Source organism: Mucilaginibacter rivuli, assembly GCF_019391655.1.
Classification (GTDB): domain Bacteria; phylum Bacteroidota; class Bacteroidia; order Sphingobacteriales; family Sphingobacteriaceae; genus Mucilaginibacter; species Mucilaginibacter rivuli.
This window is the reverse complement of the sequence record NZ_JAHXPQ010000004.1, coordinates 139,827-159,043: the sequence shown is the minus strand read 5'-3', so window position 1 is coordinate 159,043 and position 19,217 is coordinate 139,827. Positions and strand designations below refer to the sequence as shown.

Here is a 19,217-nt window from a genome sequence, read left to right as displayed (position 1 = left end):
CACATACTAACAAACATGCTGTTTTAACTGTATTTGCCTCAACGGATTATCGCTCAATTATATGAGGCTATTAGCCACCGCATCTTCTATGCCCTTTGCAGCATTTGCGGGATTATATTGCTGCACGGATATTACTGCATTAACCGAAAATTGCTGTAACAGCTTTTCATCAGTTAGCAACTGTAATGCAGCGTTTGCCCAAATTTCGGTCTCTAATGGTAAAACATAGCCATTGTACCCATTAATGATGAGGTCATCTGCGGCGCCCGAATTTTTGCATGTAATTACCGGTACCCCCGAAGCACAGGCCTCGTTGGCTACAATACCCCACGGATCACTTTGGGTTGGGAAAAGGAAAATTTTTGACCGGTTATAAAATACAGGGATGGTATCTGGCTGTACAAATCCGGGGTAATCATAATCTATCTTATCTTCTTCCAATTTGGCCAGCACTTCATTGCGTAAAGGGCCATCGCCCAAAATCAGTACTTTGCAAGTGCCGAGTTTTTGCTTTACCTGCTTAGCAACATCAATAAAAAAAAATGGCATTTTACGGTCTATCAACTGGCCCGAAAACATCAGGTCATACTGTTTAGGAGGCGGATCGCTTAGTTTATACAGGCTGTTCTCCACGCATAAATGGCTGATGAATATCCTGTCTTTGGATATTCCATAACTTTCGTACAGGTCAACCCCTCCAATCCCTGTGGTGATAAATGCCGCCGAAAACCTGAAAACAATAGTACGTACTAACTTATGTATAACAGAGAATGTAGACTCAGAAAATAAGGTACCATCATTAAAAGGGATAAATTTTTTGCCCTTAAATATACACCATACAAAAGCATACAACATTGTGGGGTTAAAGCCGGTACTTATTACCACATCGGGTTTATACCCTGCCAGGTGTTTAATAACTGAGCGGTTGTTATGTATCAGCGATGTGGCCTCTTCTTCCATGTAAACCTTATCGTAATTACCCTCTTTCAATTTCCATTGCCTGTTGGGTTCGGTTTTAGCACAGTACACCACACGGTAGGTTATTATACCATGTTTTGATGCCAGTATCTCATGCATCTTTTCCCGGTACGGAACCGGTATATTGGTGAGGTATAAAACCTTAGGTTGTTGCATGCCTTTTAGTTTTTAAATCTGTCCCACAAAAATGGAAATAATGTTTTGGCCCACAATTTTACAAAAGCAACCGGGTAATGCTGTGGCAGGTGCTTTTTAATAAGATAAAGATACTCGTTATAAGCAAGGCCTTTAGGGCTTTTCAAATATTTTATCCGCTCCTTCAACGTCGTATTTGCCGATTTCCAGTTGTTGCCATGGTCGTCAGAGCAGGTGCCGAGTATGCCTGGCGCCACCATTACATTTATCCCGGCCTCAACGGCGGTAAGGGTATAATCATAATCGGCAATACCGTGGGTATACTTGTCCGACAGGATACCTATCTTGTCAACCACACCTTTGGGCACCAGCATAATATTGGCATTGCCCAGGTCGCAGTTTAAAAATTCGGTATTACTAAATACCATCTCCTTTTTAAAGTTCAGTTTGGATGTTATTACCCGCCCTCCGTATGATAGTTTGCCATCCTCAGCAGTACTGCCTACCACTATGCCGGTGGCCTTGTTTTTATAGTATGACAATAATACCTCCAACACGTTCGATGTTAAAATGGTATCGTCATTCAACAAAAAATAATAATCGTAATTTCCCTTTACCGCTTCGCCCCATGATTTGCGCATGCCGCCTGCCCAAAACAACGAGCCGCTCCCGATAAAGACATTCGCTTCAGGATAAATTACCTTTATGGCTTCGGGCGTACCATCTGCCGAGGCGTCATCGGTAACATAAATATCTATGGCAACGGGTACAGTGGTTACCTGCCCTTTCAAGCTTTTTAAACAGGCAATGGTTTTATCCCGCCTGTTAAAGGTTGTCAGTAATACGGCAATGGCTACCTGCTGCATTTTATTGATTATATATTGCTATGATCTGATCGATATTGTTAACACTATGCTTATCAAAAACGTATTGTTTGGCTTGCTGCGTCATGCTGCTATAACTCTCAGGATCTTTACAAATTTGCAAAATCCTGTCGGCAATGGTTGCTGTGTCTAAAAAATCGCCTACAAAACCACTTTTGCCATCCTGTATCAAGTTGTTCAGGCCTGGGGCATCGTTTACAAAACAAAACAGCCCCGCTGCCATGGCTTCTAAACAGGCTATGCTAACCCCCTCAAAAGTAGAGGGCATTAAAAAGAAATTGGATGCGGCAAGGTATTTTTCAACCTCATTGGTACTGCTGATAAAGTTGACCATGTGCATGATGCCGTTATCGTCGGCCCATTTCCTTTCTTCAGCTTCCAAAGGGCCGCTGCCTATTTGTATGTGCCGGCATGCAATACCTTTATCATCCAGGTGTTTTACCAGTTTCAACACATCAATATGCCTTTTCTCGGCCAGGCATTTACCAACGGTAATAAACCTGAGTTCGATGGTATTATCGGCAGCGAGGTGTGGTAACTTTTCTTCGCTGAACTTGTTAACGTCTATCCAGTTATGAACCAGCGTTGTTTTGGTATTATATATATCGCGCTCTGTTTTTTCTACACTATCGCCAATGGATATAAACTGAACACCCAATAATTTATCGGCCAACTTGTGATGAAACCTTCGCCTTTTGGTCAGGTACTCATCAAACAGGAAATTATTATGGATGTGGCCGAGTATCTTTTTTGCTCCTGCAAGGCGGGCTATGGTAGCAATATAAATAAACGAACCTTCGGTGTGTACATGTACAACATCAAAGCCATTAATTTTTATAAACCGGTATAACTTTTTAAAAAAATCGAGGTTTTTCCTTAAGGGGATATGGGCTATCTGCCAGCCGGGTTCTTTAAGGTATTTGGCAAATATACCTTCGTTCTCACCTGTCGCTAAAACTGTGGTTTGAAGGCCTGCATTGTTCAACCTGCCCGACGCGGTATACAACATCAGTTCGGCACCCGAAAACTGGAGTTCTGATAAGATGTGCAATACCTTCATAAATCAATTAGGATGACTAAAGTAAAAAATTAGTTACAAATAATAATTATAAATAACCATACGGACACTTAAACACCGTATCAGGAATTTTCAGAAAGAATGCGTTCATAAAATTTCAAATACTTGTTGATCACTACTTCTTTCGAAAAACGCTCCAACGCCACCCTTCTCGCATCTGCAGATGCTTTGGCATATTGCCCGGGCTTTACTATTTCCAACAGCGAGCTGTTTATCTTTTGTGCTGATGTAATATCTGTTAGTGCCCCGCCACCATCTTCAAGCATCCAGGGGATGCCACCTGCTTTTTCGCCTGCCACCACCGGTATACCCATTGCCATGGCTTCTATAAGCACCATTGGGCAGGATTCTTCGAGCGATGTATGCAAAAAAATATCAGCCTGCGATAACGCGTTTATCACATCGGCAAATGGCATTTCGCCATGAAAATTAATATTTCCGCTGATGTTATTGTCCCTGCACCATTTTCCCGCATCGCCGTTCTCCGTATTATCGGCACCATAAAGGTTGAGCACTGCGGTAGGATGGCTTTTTTTAAACTCGTTAAATGCCAGTATACCTTTGGCTACATTTTTACGACCATGAAAACCATTATTTATCATGGCGATGTTGATGTTATCGCTGATAACCCTTCCCGGCTTATATAAGGCAAAGATATTATCCGGCTCAAAGTTGGGAATGACAGTGACAGGTACCTTTGTAAAAAAACGCTGCCCAATGGCTGTGTATGGCGATACCCCGGTTAAATATTTCGCTTTTTTTAAGGTGATGGCAGCAACTACCAAACGTATGGCACGGTACAGATCGGTTTGAGCGCCAAGTACTTTTAAAGGCGCATCATGGCAGGTAAGTAAAGTAGGTATCTTTGAATCGAGAGCGGCCCAGCCAAACTCGTACTGCCAGTGGGCATGTATAATATCCGGCATTATCTCCAGCATTTTCGCCTTCAAAAACTCACGTTCGTTTTTGTAAAGATCGGGCGTACGGTGGCGTGCCCTGCGCCTGAAGGGCCCGGCATATATGTGCAGTTTATCGCCATGCCATGTGCGGCTGTCGCCGGGCAGTATTTCGGGTGTTACGGTAAATAAATGTACCTCGTAGCCCCGCTCCAATAAAGCGATGATCTGGTGATTTACTGGTGTGCCGCCTGTGCCTTTTACATCTACCTTTTGGTCCGGATGCAACCAGGGCTGCAACATCGGGAAAAAAGCGGGGCCGCTGATGCCAATTTTCATATGCTGAATTATATGCTTTTAGTGTTTTATTATACTCTTGCCGCGATAGCTGATTGGAATATACGATGTATTTCGTAATTCAGTTTAACTATCACTCAATGGCTTCCTGTTTTATCTCGTGTATTAAACTACTGTACATGATCAGCAAAATAAATATCATAACTGCGTAGTTTGATTCGCGTAAAAAAATGATCTTATATTGATTGATCAAAAAGAAGATAAAAAGAATATTGAAACCCAATAACAGATCCACTTTAAACGGCGAAGCTTTGTTTTTATACTTTCGGTAAGTGGTAAACCCCCAAAACAGGGTAACTATAAAAAGCAGGGTAAAACTTACAGCACCGCCATACCCCCAAAAAACAACCATCCCCAGATACAGGTTGTGGTAATCGCCTATGATAGGGTGCGGTATATCAAAGTGAACGGTACTATAGTCGGGCTGGTTGGTAAAATACCCTTCGCCAATTACGCCTTTTGTACGCGCTATTTTTTTAAAGGCGAACGCGAAGATGTCGCCGCGATTGATCTCGCTGCCCGATGTAATATCTGACAGGTGGCTGATCTGCATTTCTTTACTCCGCTCAATAAAGGTGCTGAAATCAATAACAGGCACAACCATATTTAACGCTATACCAATGGCCAATACACCCAAAAAAGGCATAACCGATTTTGCTTTTATACGACCAAATTGACTAATCACAATAAAAATGACAGCTAAGGGCAGCAGGAAGAACGATGACCTTGTTACCGAAAGCACAATGGCAAAAACCGACATAAATATAATGCCTACAGCAAGGCTGTAAAACCATGTGCCTATCTTTTTGAATGATCCCGAAAGAATACCCGGCAGTAGTAAGATGATCATGGAAAGAGAATATTCGGCATAGGCCTCAAAATTGAAAAAGGTGCCCGTACACCTGAAAATATCGTATTGAAACTCCGCGTCCCTGTCCCACGTAGGTACTAATGCCAGTTGGATGGGCATAAAGCTGTATTTTTGATTGAGGGAAACAATGAGATTAAATGCGGTGAACAAAAACAGCACCTGGAAAAACCGGATAAAATCAATTTCCCTAATCCTGATCTTCGACATCTGGAACAAGAGCGTTGTTAAAGCCAGGAAGATACACATGGAGGCTATTTTGGATGATGTTTCGGCCCTGAAATTGTTGAGCAGGCTAAGCATCTGGCAATAGATGAGCACCATTATTAAAAAAGTGATCAACTTACCGAAAGTAGATTTGCCTTTAAACAGCGGCGCTTTTTTCCAGAACCAATTGTAGCCCAACATGGCTAAAAGTGCAGCTAAATTGAATAAGCCCCCTTTATCATTACCAAAAATGTAGTGATTGCTGAAAAACACAATGATAACAAAGGCAAAATAATCTTCGTTAATGAGCAGGTTAAGAAAGATTAGCGCGATACAGCCCAGTGCCGCCATATTTACAACGGATGGGTAAACGGCCAAACATAAGGTGCCTAATGACATCACCAGCAAAAGCTTGCCCACAATTAACAACAAGGCATTTTTGCCATCAGGATCATAAACGGTATTTAAACCAAATATCTTCATCTGAATTGTGTTGTTAATTAAACGCCGCTTAAATAAAGCTTTTGATAAAAAATTTTAAACGCTGCTTAAAGGTAGTATCGCGCAAAAAGAAATTGCGGATATGGTATTTTTCATAAGCAATGTTAGGCTCAACTTTAACTGCTATGCTTTCGTCTTCGGCCCAGGTACCTGTTTTGCGGTTAAACGATGATACATCGGTGTCATCCACCTTGGTATGGGCGCCCAACTCGCCAATGTTGGTGATGAGGTTTTCTTTCGGAACAGTAGAAAGGCCTTTGTTTTTAAACAGGGTGTATTGCCACTGGTAATCCCAGGTATGGTTGGTTGAGGCTATGTTTTTAAAAGTATCAACAAAGCAATCCACCCAAAACTGGTACAATATCCTGTCGTGGTAAATATCGCGTACCATTTTACGGTCGTGTTTTTTTACCCAGGTGCTCATGCGGTAATCGTACAGTTTCCAGGCGCGTTTCCAGGTGGCCCAGCCCCAAACATGGCCCACGGTGCAAAAAAAGTGGTCGCCTTTGCCTGCATCAAATTCTTCGTTCCAGCGCGTGCCGGCAACATGCATCACTTTTGGGTCGTTCTCATATTTGGCCAGCATGGTTTCGCAATAATCAAAAAACGAAAGATCGGGCACACAGTCATCCTCTAAAATTATCAGCTTTTCAACGCTTTCAAAAGCCCAGGTTATGGCGGTTTTTACGCCCGGCCCACAACCCATGTTAGCGGTAGCAAAGTGCTTATGCACTTCGCAATCCCAGGTAAAATTGGCATCATCAAACAGGGCCCGGCATTCGGCAACTTTTTCGGCTTCTCCCGCTTTTCCAGCCCTCGGCGCATCCGAAAAAATAAAGAGTTGCTTTGGCTTTAACCGTTTTATTTTATCAAAAACCTGCTGCGCGTAAGCGGGCCGGTTAAAGGTGACCATTAAAACAGGGATATCGAATTTAGCTTCCATGAGATTAATATTAAACAAAGCTACAATGCCTGTAAGGCACGCTCACGCTCCCTGCGGTGTGCCTTTAATTTTGAATAAACAAATAATAACTGCAATATAAGCAATAAGGCCCAGTTGATATCGCACGCTACGGCTATACCCATAGCACTGAAATATTTACTGGCTATGGTATATATAATTATGCTTAGCGTAGCCACTACAATGTTGATGTACAAATGTACTTTGGTTTCTTGCCAGGCCATAATTACGGCATCAAAATAGGCGAAGAAAATATTGAGGCAATATGAAATAGCCAATACGTTAGAGTATTTTAACGCGGCGGTGTATTTACCGGCTGTTAAGTATTGGATAAGATATGGCGATACCAGCCAAAACGACACCAGTGCCAAAGCGGTAATGCCAAAGATGAGGAAGCCTATCCGTTTTAAACTTTTATGATCTTTTAGCGTGGCATGCTTATAAATATCAGGCTCAAAAGCCTGGAAAAATGGGTATAAGGCCGTATATAAAAACTGTGATATGTTTTTACCGATATTATACAAACCTAATTGCTTAGGCTGGTTCATCCGCTCGAGCGCGATATTATCAAAGCTGAATATGGTGATGAAAAGTAAAGAAGCAGGAAGTAGCGGCGCAATCTTTTTTAAAGCTACCCGCATTACAGCCATATCAATCCTTATCTTTTGATTTTTGCAGGTGAGGTAAAGGGTAACTACAAAGAAAAATACCTCTACCAGCAGTATCCCGATAAGCCTCCCCATCAGGTGCATTTGTGGGCCGATAACAAAATAGAGCGATACTAAAATGGAAGCCACCCTAAACCCGGATACCCAGATCAGAAAAAGCACCGGCTTTTGTTCCATCCGGAAGTTTACCTGTACAAAGCCCTTTGCTATACCCAGCACAGTGCCACTTAAAAGCAGCAGCGCGTAAGGGTAAAAAGGCGTAATGGAATGCGAGTATTTGAAATACAGGTATAGGCCCGCATACGCTATGGGGAAGAAAAGCAGGTTCCAGGCCATAGTGAACAGGATGAGCGAAACCAGCGTTGACTTACGCTCGCTCTCCGACTCCCTGAAGTAAACCGACATATAATAGGTTTGGAACGAGAGGCTATAAAAAACCAGTAAATAGCCTGATAAGGTATTGTAATAGCCAAAGTATCCAAACTCCTCAACTGTAAGGTACTTTGCAAATATGGGCGATGTAAATACCGAGAACGAAAAATTGATGATAGGCACTAATAAATAAAGCCCTGTAGTTTTTACCTTGGCTAACAAATTGGCTTTGTTGGCGATAAGTGTATCTACAAGTTTATTATTAAGTAACGATATCTTCATGCCTTATCAAAAAGTTATATTATGGTAACGTTAATAAACGGGCTGGTACACCTATTTGCTGCCTATGGCCTTGCAGTCGTTTATGATCACGTTTATTTTTGGCAAAATACCCTCACGGTAGGCATTATCAAGGTTTTTTAGTTTTGCTTTTGATGAATAGTTTTGGCGAACAATATATAGCGTAAAGCTTGCATAAGCGGCCAATATTTCGGCATCGGTAACCAGCCCCACCGGCGACGAATCGACAACGATATAATCATAAACTTCCTGAAGTTGCCCCATTAGTATCTTCAACACAGGTAACTGTAAAAGCATGGTTGGATTAGCAGGTGCTTCGCCTGCGCAAAACACATCGAAAAAATAATCAATGCCGGCTTGCTGAATGTAGGGTTCCCAGGTATTTGCTTCTTCGGCAATGTAATTGGTAAAGCCAATATTTTGCAGCCCCAGGGCGGTGCTCAGGTTAGGGGAGCGCAGATCCAGCTCCAGCAGCAATACTTTTTTATGAGATAAAGCCAGTGTTTGCGCTAAATTGATGGCTATAAATGATTTGCCTTCGCCATGCCCCGATGAGGTTACTAATATGGTTTTATTATCATCGCCGGGGAAGGCGTAGCGCAGGTGGGTAACAAGCCCCCTCAACTTTTCGGCGGTGAGGGTTTTAGACTCAGCACTGATGGCAAAAATACTGTGCTTAGGTTTGCGGCCAACGTGCGCTATAATAGGCGCGATGGTATCGTCATAAATATCATCCACCGTATTTACCCGGTTTTTAACCTGCGATATGCCAAAACTGAAGCCGAACGGTAATACTAAACCAACCAAAAGCCCGGTAAATAAAATTATGGTTTTACTCGGTTTAAAAGGGCCATGTTCAGAATGGGCGTAATCTATAATGCGGGTGGTGGCAATGTTTGATGCTTTAGATACTGCCGACTCTTCACGTTTAGTTAACAAATAAATATACAGTTCCTGTTTTATCGATTGCTGGCGGGCATAATCTTGCAGGCGCCTTTCTTTTTCCGGAACACTGCTTATCTGCGACTCATAATTTGTTGAATACCTGCCCAGTTTATCAATGCTTGTTCTGAGCCCTCTTACTATTGATTCGATACTGCTCAGTAAGTTTAACCTCAGGTTACGTAATTGCTGGTCTATCGTAATAATAGCTGGGTTATCGGTTGTTTGCGTCATCAGCTTTTTATCCCGTTCCAGTTGCAGGTCGTTATAACTTTTTACCAGTGCAATAAAGTTCGGGTCGCTCATGGCCAGCGATGATGGTACGGTTTTGCGGTCATTCACATTATCTTTTAAAAACGACTGCAGGTTTTGCATTACCGAAAGCTGTACCTCTAATTGTGTTGCCCTTTCAGAGTTCCGGCTGTCGCTCTCTATCAATAAATTAGACTGTTGCTTTAAATCGGCAAGGTTATTTGAGCGTTTAAAGTTCTCAATATTGCTCTCGCTGCCCGACAGCTCTTTTGATACCAAAGCAAGCCTTTCATCAATAAAAGCTATGGTACCATCGGCAATACGGTTTTTGTCTTCCAGGTTCTCTTTTAAATATTGCGTAATAAATTCGTTCAGTATGGTTTCGCCCTTGTCGGGAAGGCTTTCAACTATGGTAAGGTTAATGATACTTGTTTGTTTATTAGGGAGCTCGGTTGTTAGCACGCCCATGTATTTTTCAACTGTAGCCTCAAAATCGCTCATGGAGATAAAAAGCGAGTTTTGCGAATCCCAACTTGCAAATCCGGGTCCCCTTGTAATTCTTACCAATCCTTCGGGTAACAACAGGCTGTCGCCTAAACTCCCTTTATACGTTTTGCCCGGTTTAAATAAGCTAAAGGTTTTAGCTGCTGTATCTACCTTAACTTCATAACTGCCATTATTGGCAGCGGTTATCAGCGGGTACCCGGTAAACTGTACGTTTATTGGCCTGGTACTATAAATTTCGGTTTTTTTGAGTTTGGCTTTTTCAAAGTAGCTTATAAACAGTTGCAATTGTGCTACCGTTTTAGCCATAGGTGTACGGCTTTTTAATACCAGTAATTCGTTATCGGCATTGTTTTGAACACCAACACCGCCCAGGTCTTGCAGCGCGCTGGCTCTGCCTATCCTATCCGAGGCACGTTTCTCATCCTGAACCAATACCGTAGCGTGGATTTTATATTGCGGCGTTTGCTTCAGGAAATAAAGGTAAGCCAGGCCTGTACAAAAAGTTACTGAGAGAATGATCCAATACCAAAGCTTAAGTAATTTGATAAACAGATCTTTTATCGAAAACGAGCTTCCCGAGGTGTTAACCACGCGCGATTCGATATGCTGATTTTTATTGTACTCCATCTAATAAATTATGCTGCCCTGTTGTTTTCTATTTTATAAAAATCAAACTAATTCCTTGTTAATATCAATGTTATAATGGTGGCTAAAACAGAAATTGCGGTAGTAACAATGGTAAGGTTTCTTGATTTAACTGCATCGTTGCCGCTTGGTTTGGTCTTTTTGGCCTCAACATAAACCACATCGCCCTGGTGCAGGTAAAAATACCGCGAAGCCAGTAAATTTGAACTTGTTAAATTGAAACGGGCAAAAACTTTGATATTTGATGAGTCGCGCATCAGCAATACGTTTTCTCTTTTGGCATCAACGGTAAGATCACCAGCCATAGTAATAGCATCTACAATGCTCAGCTTTTCGGTGGGCGCCGTAAATGGCCCGGGTTTGTTAACCTCACCCAATACCGACACTGTAAAATTGGCGAACCGAACATTTACTACGGGTTTTTTATAATATTTTTCCATACGGTTATGTATGGTGTCCCTGGCGGCAAATGTGGTAAGGCCAGCTACTTTTACCTTGCCAATGGCCGGTAACTCTATAGTGCCCTGCTCATCAACCAATAAGCCCGATATAGCGGGGTTTGAGCTGCTGAAGTTATTCCCTGATGGGTTTGCCATACGCGTACCGGCGGCAAGTATATCGTTAACATCCCTATCGAGTGTAATTACCGATACCTGTAATACATCATTAGATTGTATGAGCGGGTTTTTAAAAGGTGCAGCTTTGGTTAGCACCGTTTTGGTAAGCGAATCGGGAACGTTGCGGAAGTAGGCTACATTGGGCTGCTGTGTTTTACAACCCTGCATGGAAATAGCAACCATCCATAAAATAAAACTGTAGCAGGCAAATTTTACGAATTTTGTAACCATTAAATTATGAATGTTAAAGCCAATAGTAAACAAGTATAAAGAATACCCAAATCATTGCTCCGTGTAAAAATTTGACGGGCACATCAACCACAATTTACGCAAATAATGTGTGTTTAGATGTTGAATATGAAACATTATCAGACGCAATGCAAATATAACAGATTTTAGTAAAAGCCGAAATTGATGGATGATGTAGTATCGGACTGAAAATTAGAGAAAATCGATGAGCCGGGGATTCGAACCCACAACATCTGCACACCATTCTTGTGGGGCATTATAAGCCATTATTGTGATTGCATAAAATTAATTTCATCAAAAAAATCATATAATGAACAATGTTCATTATATTTGTTGTGTAATTTATTATGGCAATAGCAGACCGTAAAGCAAAAGAAAAGGAGCAGTTAAAAACGCTGATATTAAATAGCGCCCGAAAGCTGTTTGTGCAAAATGGCGTGGAGCAGACCACCATACGCAGCATTGCTAAAAATATTGATTACAGTGTAGGCACAGTTTACCTTTATTTTAAAGATAAAAATGCAATATTAAACGAACTACACAGTTTGGGATTTGCGCAGTTAGGCGAGCAGTTTAAAGTGCTGGCGAATGTAGAAAAACCTATGGAACGCCTTATGGCGATGGGCCGCCTGTATATTAACTTTGCTATGGAAAATCCTGATATGTATGAACTTATGTTTACATTGAAAGCGCCAATGGCAGTTTTAAACGAAAGTAAGAAAGAAGAATGGGATGAGGGTAAGTCGGCCTTCGGCGTTTTAAAGACAACGGTTGAGCAGTGTATAAATCAACACCATTTTGAAGGGCATAAAGCAGAACCTTTAACTTTTATGATATGGGGCCTTGTTCATGGCATGTGCAGTTTGCAAATCAGCGATCGTGCTAAAGCCGTTCACTTTGAAAATGAGGACCAAATTGTTTCAGCGGGTTACGAGGAGTTTTTAAAGATATTGAAGAAATTATAGTTATTTTTTTCTTAAATTATGAACAATGTTCAATTAATAAACATAGATTATTTAATTTTTATGATATGAAAGATCTTGTATTGATTACCGGGGCATCTACCGGTATTGGTTATGAAATGGCTAAAATACTTGCGGAAAGAAAATTTGACCTGGTATTGGTTGCCCGAACCGCCGATAAGCTGGAATATTTAAAACAAGAGTTTACCGCTGCACATGCTATAAATGTAAGAATCATTGTTAAAGACCTATCTAAACCGGAAAATGCTGTACAACTTTATGAGCATATTAAAAGTGAGGGACTGGAAGTTACCATGCTGGTTAATAACGCCGGCATGGGGGTTTACGGAGATTTTGTAGAAACCCCATTATCAACTGAATTACAAATGATTGGCCTTAATATATCCTCGCTTGTAACGCTAACTAAGCTTTTTGGTCACGATATGAGGCAGAAAGGTTATGGTCGTATTATGAATGTCGCATCTTTATTATCGTTTCTGCCTTTCCCTTATTATTCTGTATACTCCGCCACCAAAGCATTTGTGCTGGCGTTTTCTGAAACCGTTGCCGCAGAATTGGAAGGTACCGGTGTAATTGTTACCGCACTGTGTCCCGGTCCTGTGGATACACAGTTTACCACAACAGAAATGCTTAAAACCAACGCTTACAAAACCAATAAACCAATACATCCTTCCATTGTAGCAAAAGCCGGAGTTGATCTTTTAACAAAAGGAAAGGGTAAGAAGATCGTTGGCTTCACCAACTGGATTATTTCAAACCTGCCACGCGTTATGCCCGATTTTTTTATGATGAAAATTAAAAAGAAACTCGCAAAGCCAACGAATTAAAGCTATTAATTTTTAACCCCGATATTATGAACAATTTCATACTCACGATCAAGTACAGAAATGAACCCTTATTTTATTTTGGATTGGTTTGCTTTGCGGCCTCAATGCTTTTTCTTGTTGCCTCCAGGTTGACGAGGGTACAAGTTATGGGAGTTAATGCATGGTATAAACCCATTAAATTCGCCGTTTCTATAGGCATATATTCGTGGACCATGGCCTGGTTTACATTTTACCTTGGGTTACCTACGCAAATCAACTGGTATAATTGGGTTACTGTTGCACTGCTTGGCTTTGAATTATTATACATTGCCCTGCAGGCCGCACGCGGGCAATTATCGCATTTTAATCAAACCACATATATTTATTCGGCGCTTTACACCCTAATGGGGCTGGCCGCTACGTGTGTTACATTATATACCGGGTATATCGGCATATTATTTTGTACCCAACAATTTCCGGAATTGCCGGGCTACTACCTTTGGAGTATTCGCTTAGGCATTTTTTTGTTTGTAATATTTGCTATGGAAGGAGCGGTAATGGGCGGACGGCTTACACATACCATCGGCGGCCCCGACGAGGAGAAGGGCCTGCCATTTTTGAACTGGAGCCGTAAATATGGCGATCTGCGTATAGCGCACTTTATTGGTATGCACGCATTACAGGTACTACCGTTGTTTGCTTTTTATATATTAAAAAATGATACGTGGGTTATCGTTCTTGGAATATGCTATGGCATGCTGGCATTATGGCTTCTTGTGCACGCATTAAATGGCCGACCATTAGTAAGATGACAACATATAGATAATTAAACAAAAGGCTCATCATCAGCTCATGAACCTTTTGCTCTGTCGGGATGGCGGGATTCGAACCCACGACCTCCAGCACCCCATGAGTGCGGTATTCTGTCTGAATTTGTTGTTAAATCTGTGAATAAATGATGTATTTGATAATTGCTTTATTTAAGGGTTAAACAAGGGAGTAAACATTTATGGTTCCCCTATATCTAATCCTAAAATCAGAGTAAATTTAAATGAAGTTTTGCAGTTTTTCCATGTTGATTTGAGTTAAGTGAATAAATAATTATGACGCCAATAAACGCTTATAGCGATCAAGTGCAAGAAGCAAACGAATAAATAACGAAGTGGTTTATGCGGGAAGTTCTTGCACGCTACAGAAGCTATGAGCGTAACTTTGCTCAATAATTGTATATCACTCCTCCCTCAAACTTAATTCACAAAATCTTAAAATTTAGTTTTTATAGGGGAAGTTAAATTCTTGAATTGGTTTGATCTGTTGAAATAAATCATTGAACTCAATTCACAAATTATGAAATTTTACTGTTTATAGAGGGTACAAAAATTGTGAATTAAGAAGTTAGATTTTTGTTTTCAAATGATAGTTTATCCTGACTTATTAAAAGGTAAGATTTTCAAATAATAGTCCTAAAAACTTAATTCAAGAATATTGAAAATTTATGTTTTATAGAGGGTGTATAATTTCTGAATTGAAATTCCTACAGTTACTCTATTGAAATGGGTTTTATATACCCTGTCTAATCAAGTGTAGGAAAGTATTTAATGATTTTTTCAATGGGATTAACCTGTATTCCTTAAAAGGTAGATTATCTAAGAACCAAAATCTGTTACCTTGTAAAAAAGCAGGCTAAAAACTATCATAAATTGCCTCATGTATTCCATTGATGGACTCATCCAACATGCTAAAACAAGATTAGCTTATAAGAAGTAACTAAACAACAAAGCCCAGTTGTGGCTGGGCTGTTGTAATTACTTATTTCAGCACCAGCATTTTGGTACACCACCCATTCTTCACTCTGGATAATTAATAGGATACTTCTTTCCTTTTAGAAGTTCAACGATGCCATTAGGATTGATAACTAATCCCATGTATGCTTTTCGAAATTCTCCCTCTAATTTACCAATACGTAAAAAATTTTCATTTATCCTCCATACATACCATTTATCTGAGACCTTGATAGGCTCTTCTCCAACTTTTTTACCATAATCATTGGTATCCTTAAATAAGATATCGAACGGATTACCGATTTCTTGCACATTGCCTACTTTTTCCCACAATCCCATTTTAACGCCCAGTTTCGTTATGCAGTGCGCATAAAATAATATCTCATCTTGAATTATTTCAGAAAGATTTGGTATTGAGTCAATCGGATAATGTTTACTAAACCCTCTAATTACATCACTATTTAGCTGGCTCCTATCATTTGCGATATATTGAAAATACCTCTTATTATTAGTACCCAAGTTAACTGAGAATATATCTCCTATTTTCGTATTTACTCTTGTCATTATTCTTTCTAAATTATGGTGGCGTAACCCCAAATTGTGCCCAGTTCTTTGGTGCGATTGAATTAATTTTATTTAATAAATTACCCAAACCATTCGAGTTAATCATATTTTGTTCTATTACGCGCGCCGCATCCTTAGTTAAACCAGTTGCTCCTTCAACTACTCGATATTCTAAGTTCGCCCTTTCAGTTCCGGATGCCAAATGTTCACCAAACCTTATTGCTGCGTCTCTACTTGTAATTCCTACATATCTTACATCCCCTGCTGCATCTAATCCTTGATAAACACTGTGTGTACCTGCCTCCATAGTTTCAGCGGTAGCTGTTTCAGCCACTCCACCACTTTCCCTAATAATTCCTTGAGCGATAGCTGCCGTACCCGATTCAACTGCCCCAAGTAGCCCGGTCGCTAAATTAGCAGTCACTATTCCTACACCTTCTGCCATATTAAGACCCGGCAAGTTAATCCCCATCCCTAAACCCGCCGGAGTAAACTGTGGTGCCAAATAATGACTTGGGTCTAAGAGCGCCGTATAAGTCCAATGGCCACTCTGTCCATTTAACGTTATACTATTGCCATTTTCATCATTATAGACTTTATTTACTCCACCCGGTGTAGCATCTGTAGCCCCTTTTCCATGAAGCCTTTCTGCATCTGCATCATTATGAACATTTGCATCCCACTTGTAATTAACATCGCCGTTTGCTGATTTTATCGCCACAAAGTCATTAACCCCCATGCCATCAGGATCAATGTATCTCAATGGGTTATCTACTCCATAATTATATGGCGACCACCTCCTAAACTTCTCCGCCAACGGATCCACACTCGTCCACCTCGCTATTACTGGGTCATAAAACCTTGCGCCGTAATCGTATTGGCCAAGTTCTTCTTGCAATTCTTTAGCGTTATAAAGATATAGATTTTTCGGACTAACAACACTGCCTGCAGTAATCTCCATACCAAACGGCATGTAATCGGTTTGCTGCGTGGTGCTTGTTACATTGCTATGCGTATCAAATGACAATCTAGTATTGCCTAAGTGATCTGACAGATTATATTCGTAATTATAGTTGCTGCCACTTTTTAGTGCACGGCCTTCTTCTGTTTGTATAAAATCAATATTACCATTTGTATATTGTATACCGGCTATATAATCCGTCGATGTTCCAGAACCTATCGTACTCGCCTTTCTCAATTTCCTGCCACCTGCATCATACGTATACGTTATTATTCCTGAGGATAGCGTATCCGTTTGCGGTAGGTTCAGCAGATTATACGCCACGGTTAGGCCTTTACTATCATCTGTCAGCATATTGCCATTGGCATCGTAGGTATAACTATGCGTACCTGTTTTATATCCCTTAGTTCCGGCATCTGATGATACATCCGCCACGCTTTGTAACTGGTTGGTTAGGTTGCTGCTGTTGGTATAATTATAAGTCAACTGATCGATCAGCGTGCTATCGTAATAGCGGTTCAGATGGCTGATGTTACCCATCTTGTCATAATCGATACCACTTTCAATATTACCCGTGTTTCCTATACCACTGCTCAGTCTGTTTAGCGCATCGTAACTGTAGGTAAAGCTGTTGGTCAAACTGCCCGGCGTTCCCCAGTTTTGATTAGCAATGTTACCATTGTATTGTGGTGTTGTGCCGTCATTATATTTCAATTCCATTGCGAATAATGGAGCGTTGGCTGTTTTCAGCCAACCACGTTCGTTATAGCTGTATGTTATATCCTGCAAAAAGTTCGAACCATTATCCGTACTGTGCAGGTGTTTTTGATAAGCCTGCCCTGTTTCGTTCAGGTCAACCTGGCTTATCAGTGTTGCGTTCGCCGTGCTGTTAATGTTCTCAAAGCTCTGGCGTTTCTGGCCCACATGGTCGTAAACAAATGTGTTGGCAATGGTTACTGCAGGGCTGCTGCCTGCCGTTGCTGTGTAATGGTTTCGTGTACTGGCTGTAACAGCATTAGTGAAATCGTAGGTGTTTACTATCTTATCATAATTACCTGTGTTAGCCGTGCCACCCAGGTAATGCTGCGCATAGGTACTGGTTACCCTGCCCTTGTCATCATAATAGTTTACCGTCCACAGCATATCGGTTGTGCCCAGTACGTTTATTTTTGATGCTGTAAGCAGGCCACGTGTCATTTGGCTATTTTCGGTATGGTGGTCATACGGCAGGCCCGGTATATCGTAATTGTCGTAATAGCTTACTGATAATTTGCTGATCATAGCTGTGGGCCATGCCACATTGGTATAATCGCTTCCCGCAGGGCGGCCTTCCCATAAGGTAGTCGCCGCGTTTACTGCAGTTTGCAGGATGTTTTGGTTGTCCGTTGTTGACAATATCCCGCTGATCACCCTTCTGCCAAAAGTATCATATTTGGTCACTATCCATTGGTTGTTGGCCATCTGGTTGGCATCCTGTGTGGCTACTACCTGGTCGAGCTTGTTGTACACCATGTACTCCCAACCTTTGCCCGGTATCTTCTTTTGTACCAAGCGATTCCGTTCATCATAATGATATCCGTAGATCAGGTTATTGAAGACTGCTTCACTTTCAGTAAAGGTCGTGGCTGTTACCAGCGGCGGCACTACGTAGCTCAGGTTGTTCAGGTCATCGTAGATATAATAGGTAGACAGTGTTTCGGGGGTGCCGTTATTATCGTTATAGATACGTTTCAGCACGACATGCCCGTCAATATCCTTGAACTCTTCCGTCGTATGTAGCTGCCCGCTTGTCCAGTTCTCATCTTTAACAGTGGTTTTATAAAGGGTATTAGCTGCGTATGATGTCGTTGCTGTTGCTCCGGCGCTGTTCACCACCCATAGCAATACTTCGCCGGCAACATTGGTCCCATACTCCATCACCACTGTTCTGCCTGCTGTCGCCGTCCTGCTGCCGGCTGGTTGCCATACATCACCCGGCGAGCCCTGCTCCAACGGCCTGTTCAATGGCGAGGACTCAAACACTGTTACCGCGTAGGGGCTGGTGTTAGTACCGTAGTTTTGGGCAGTTGATGGGTTATAAAAATTATATTGTGCGCTGTTACTGTAGCCAAGGGTTCCTGTTAAGGCATCGGCCCTATAATTTCCGGATGTGCCTGCCGCCGTGGTATAGGGCAGGTACTTGATAGGTTCACGTCCAAAAGCATCGTATGCCACGGGCTGTATTAGATCCTTTGTACCATCGGGATTGGCTTTTACCTGCACGGCTTGTATCGGCCTGCCCAGGCCATCAAAGTATTGTATGGTTTGGTTAACCTCGCATATGGTATGCGAACCTATAGTGCTCGCATCGCTGATGGCTGTCCTGGGTACATAGGTGGCCACGTAGTTCATCGTGCTGCTCGGTATGCCTAATGCGCCACAGTTAAACAAGGATGGTGGGATGATCGTCGCGCTGAATGATCCCACAGACCCGTTGGCTGAAAAGCCATTATCGAGTGTAATGCTATGTGTGGCCGTATAATTACCTGTGGTATTGGCAGAATTGAGGGTAATGTTGGCTTGGGCATGCAGCCTACCGGTTCCAGCAAAAAATGAGGCAATCAATAAAATTGCTTTTAATTTTCGCCAGAAACTACAGGCATCCCTTTTTACCGGTACCAATAAGGTAGTATTTTCTTTTTTCATCTATTAGCCTTGCGTAATGA

At 41.6% G+C, this 19,217-nt stretch carries 14 protein-coding genes; 3 read left to right on the top strand and 11 right to left on the bottom strand.

The window, feature by feature from the left end:
• Positions 1-57: 57 nt before the first annotated feature.
• The 9 genes from KXQ82_RS10565 to KXQ82_RS10525 form a co-directional block, all read right to left on the bottom strand.
• Entirely contained in the window at positions 58-1,134 is a 1,077-nt protein-coding gene (locus KXQ82_RS10565) for a glycosyltransferase family 4 protein (protein WP_219488287.1), read from the bottom strand.
• A gap of 5 nt (positions 1,135-1,139) precedes the next feature.
• Entirely contained in the window at positions 1,140-1,979 is an 840-nt protein-coding gene (locus KXQ82_RS10560; protein ID WP_219488285.1) for a glycosyltransferase family 2 protein, read from the bottom strand.
• A 1-nt stretch (position 1,980) separates the two neighbouring features.
• Positions 1,981-3,057 (bottom strand): glycosyltransferase family 4 protein, encoded by a 1,077-nt coding sequence (locus tag KXQ82_RS10555; RefSeq protein ID WP_219488283.1) that lies wholly within the window; start codon positions 3,055-3,057, stop codon positions 1,981-1,983.
• An 80-nt stretch (positions 3,058-3,137) separates the two neighbouring features.
• A complete protein-coding gene (locus KXQ82_RS10550) occupies positions 3,138-4,310 on the bottom strand; it encodes a glycosyltransferase family 4 protein (protein WP_219488280.1) in 1,173 nt (390 codons plus the stop codon).
• A 91-nt stretch (positions 4,311-4,401) separates the two neighbouring features.
• On the bottom strand, positions 4,402-5,886 hold the full coding sequence (locus KXQ82_RS10545; protein ID WP_219488279.1) for an O-antigen ligase family protein: 1,485 nt from the start codon (positions 5,884-5,886) through the stop codon (positions 4,402-4,404).
• 28 nt (positions 5,887-5,914) lie between these two features.
• Positions 5,915-6,847: a glycosyltransferase family protein gene (locus KXQ82_RS10540; protein ID WP_219488277.1), complete on the bottom strand. Its 933-nt coding sequence runs from the start codon at positions 6,845-6,847 to the stop codon at positions 5,915-5,917.
• A gap of 20 nt (positions 6,848-6,867) precedes the next feature.
• Entirely contained in the window at positions 6,868-8,187 is a 1,320-nt protein-coding gene (locus KXQ82_RS10535) for a lipopolysaccharide biosynthesis protein (protein WP_219488274.1), read from the bottom strand.
• 51 nt (positions 8,188-8,238) lie between these two features.
• A complete protein-coding gene (locus KXQ82_RS10530) occupies positions 8,239-10,533 on the bottom strand; it encodes a GumC family protein (RefSeq protein ID WP_219488273.1) in 2,295 nt (764 codons plus the stop codon).
• A 47-nt stretch (positions 10,534-10,580) separates the two neighbouring features.
• A complete protein-coding gene (locus tag KXQ82_RS10525) occupies positions 10,581-11,399 on the bottom strand; it encodes a polysaccharide biosynthesis/export family protein (RefSeq protein WP_219488272.1) in 819 nt (272 codons plus the stop codon).
• Positions 11,400-11,764: 365 nt separating this feature from the next.
• Between KXQ82_RS10525 and KXQ82_RS10520 the strand changes: the two genes are divergently transcribed.
• The 3 genes from KXQ82_RS10520 (at position 11,765) to KXQ82_RS10510 (ending at position 14,018) form a co-directional block, all read left to right on the top strand.
• Complete coding sequence (locus tag KXQ82_RS10520) at positions 11,765-12,382, top strand: TetR/AcrR family transcriptional regulator (RefSeq protein ID WP_219488271.1); 618 nt, start codon at positions 11,765-11,767, stop codon at positions 12,380-12,382.
• Between the two features lie 65 nt (positions 12,383-12,447).
• Positions 12,448-13,227, top strand: coding sequence for an SDR family NAD(P)-dependent oxidoreductase (locus tag KXQ82_RS10515; protein WP_219488270.1), 780 nt, complete (start codon positions 12,448-12,450; stop codon positions 13,225-13,227).
• Positions 13,228-13,373: 146 nt separating this feature from the next.
• Positions 13,374-14,018 (top strand): hypothetical protein, encoded by a 645-nt coding sequence (locus KXQ82_RS10510; RefSeq protein WP_255563604.1) that lies wholly within the window; start codon positions 13,374-13,376, stop codon positions 14,016-14,018.
• 1,035 nt (positions 14,019-15,053) lie between these two features.
• On the opposite strand, the gene KXQ82_RS10505 is transcribed toward KXQ82_RS10510, so the two are convergent.
• Both KXQ82_RS10505 and KXQ82_RS10500 read right to left on the bottom strand, forming a co-directional pair.
• Positions 15,054-15,551, bottom strand: a complete 498-nt coding sequence (locus KXQ82_RS10505; RefSeq protein WP_219488267.1) for an Imm26 family immunity protein — start codon at positions 15,549-15,551, stop codon at positions 15,054-15,056.
• 13 nt (positions 15,552-15,564) lie between these two features.
• Positions 15,565-19,197, bottom strand: a complete 3,633-nt coding sequence (locus KXQ82_RS10500) for a DUF6443 domain-containing protein (protein WP_219488265.1) — start codon at positions 19,195-19,197, stop codon at positions 15,565-15,567.
• Positions 19,198-19,217: the final 20 nt, after the last annotated feature.

Coding starts and splice junctions, on each gene's coding strand:
- KXQ82_RS10565 (WP_219488287.1), bottom strand. CDS start 1,134: ATGCAACAACCTAAGGTTTTATACCTCACCAATATACCGGTTCCGTAC.
- KXQ82_RS10560 (WP_219488285.1), bottom strand. CDS start 1,979: ATGCAGCAGGTAGCCATTGCCGTATTACTGACAACCTTTAACAGGCGG.
- KXQ82_RS10555 (WP_219488283.1), bottom strand. CDS start 3,057: ATGAAGGTATTGCACATCTTATCAGAACTCCAGTTTTCGGGTGCCGAA.
- KXQ82_RS10550 (WP_219488280.1), bottom strand. CDS start 4,310: ATGAAAATTGGCATCAGCGGCCCCGCTTTTTTCCCGATGTTGCAGCCC.
- KXQ82_RS10545 (WP_219488279.1), bottom strand. CDS start 5,886: ATGAAGATATTTGGTTTAAATACCGTTTATGATCCTGATGGCAAAAAT.
- KXQ82_RS10540 (WP_219488277.1), bottom strand. CDS start 6,847: ATGGAAGCTAAATTCGATATCCCTGTTTTAATGGTCACCTTTAACCGG.
- KXQ82_RS10535 (WP_219488274.1), bottom strand. CDS start 8,187: ATGAAGATATCGTTACTTAATAATAAACTTGTAGATACACTTATCGCC.
- KXQ82_RS10530 (WP_219488273.1), bottom strand. CDS start 10,533: ATGGAGTACAATAAAAATCAGCATATCGAATCGCGCGTGGTTAACACC.
- KXQ82_RS10525 (WP_219488272.1), bottom strand. CDS start 11,399: ATGGTTACAAAATTCGTAAAATTTGCCTGCTACAGTTTTATTTTATGG.
- KXQ82_RS10520 (WP_219488271.1), top strand. CDS start 11,765: ATGGCAATAGCAGACCGTAAAGCAAAAGAAAAGGAGCAGTTAAAAACG.
- KXQ82_RS10515 (WP_219488270.1), top strand. CDS start 12,448: ATGAAAGATCTTGTATTGATTACCGGGGCATCTACCGGTATTGGTTAT.
- KXQ82_RS10510 (WP_255563604.1), top strand. CDS start 13,374: ATGGGAGTTAATGCATGGTATAAACCCATTAAATTCGCCGTTTCTATA.
- KXQ82_RS10505 (WP_219488267.1), bottom strand. CDS start 15,551: ATGACAAGAGTAAATACGAAAATAGGAGATATATTCTCAGTTAACTTG.
- KXQ82_RS10500 (WP_219488265.1), bottom strand. CDS start 19,197: ATGAAAAAAGAAAATACTACCTTATTGGTACCGGTAAAAAGGGATGCC.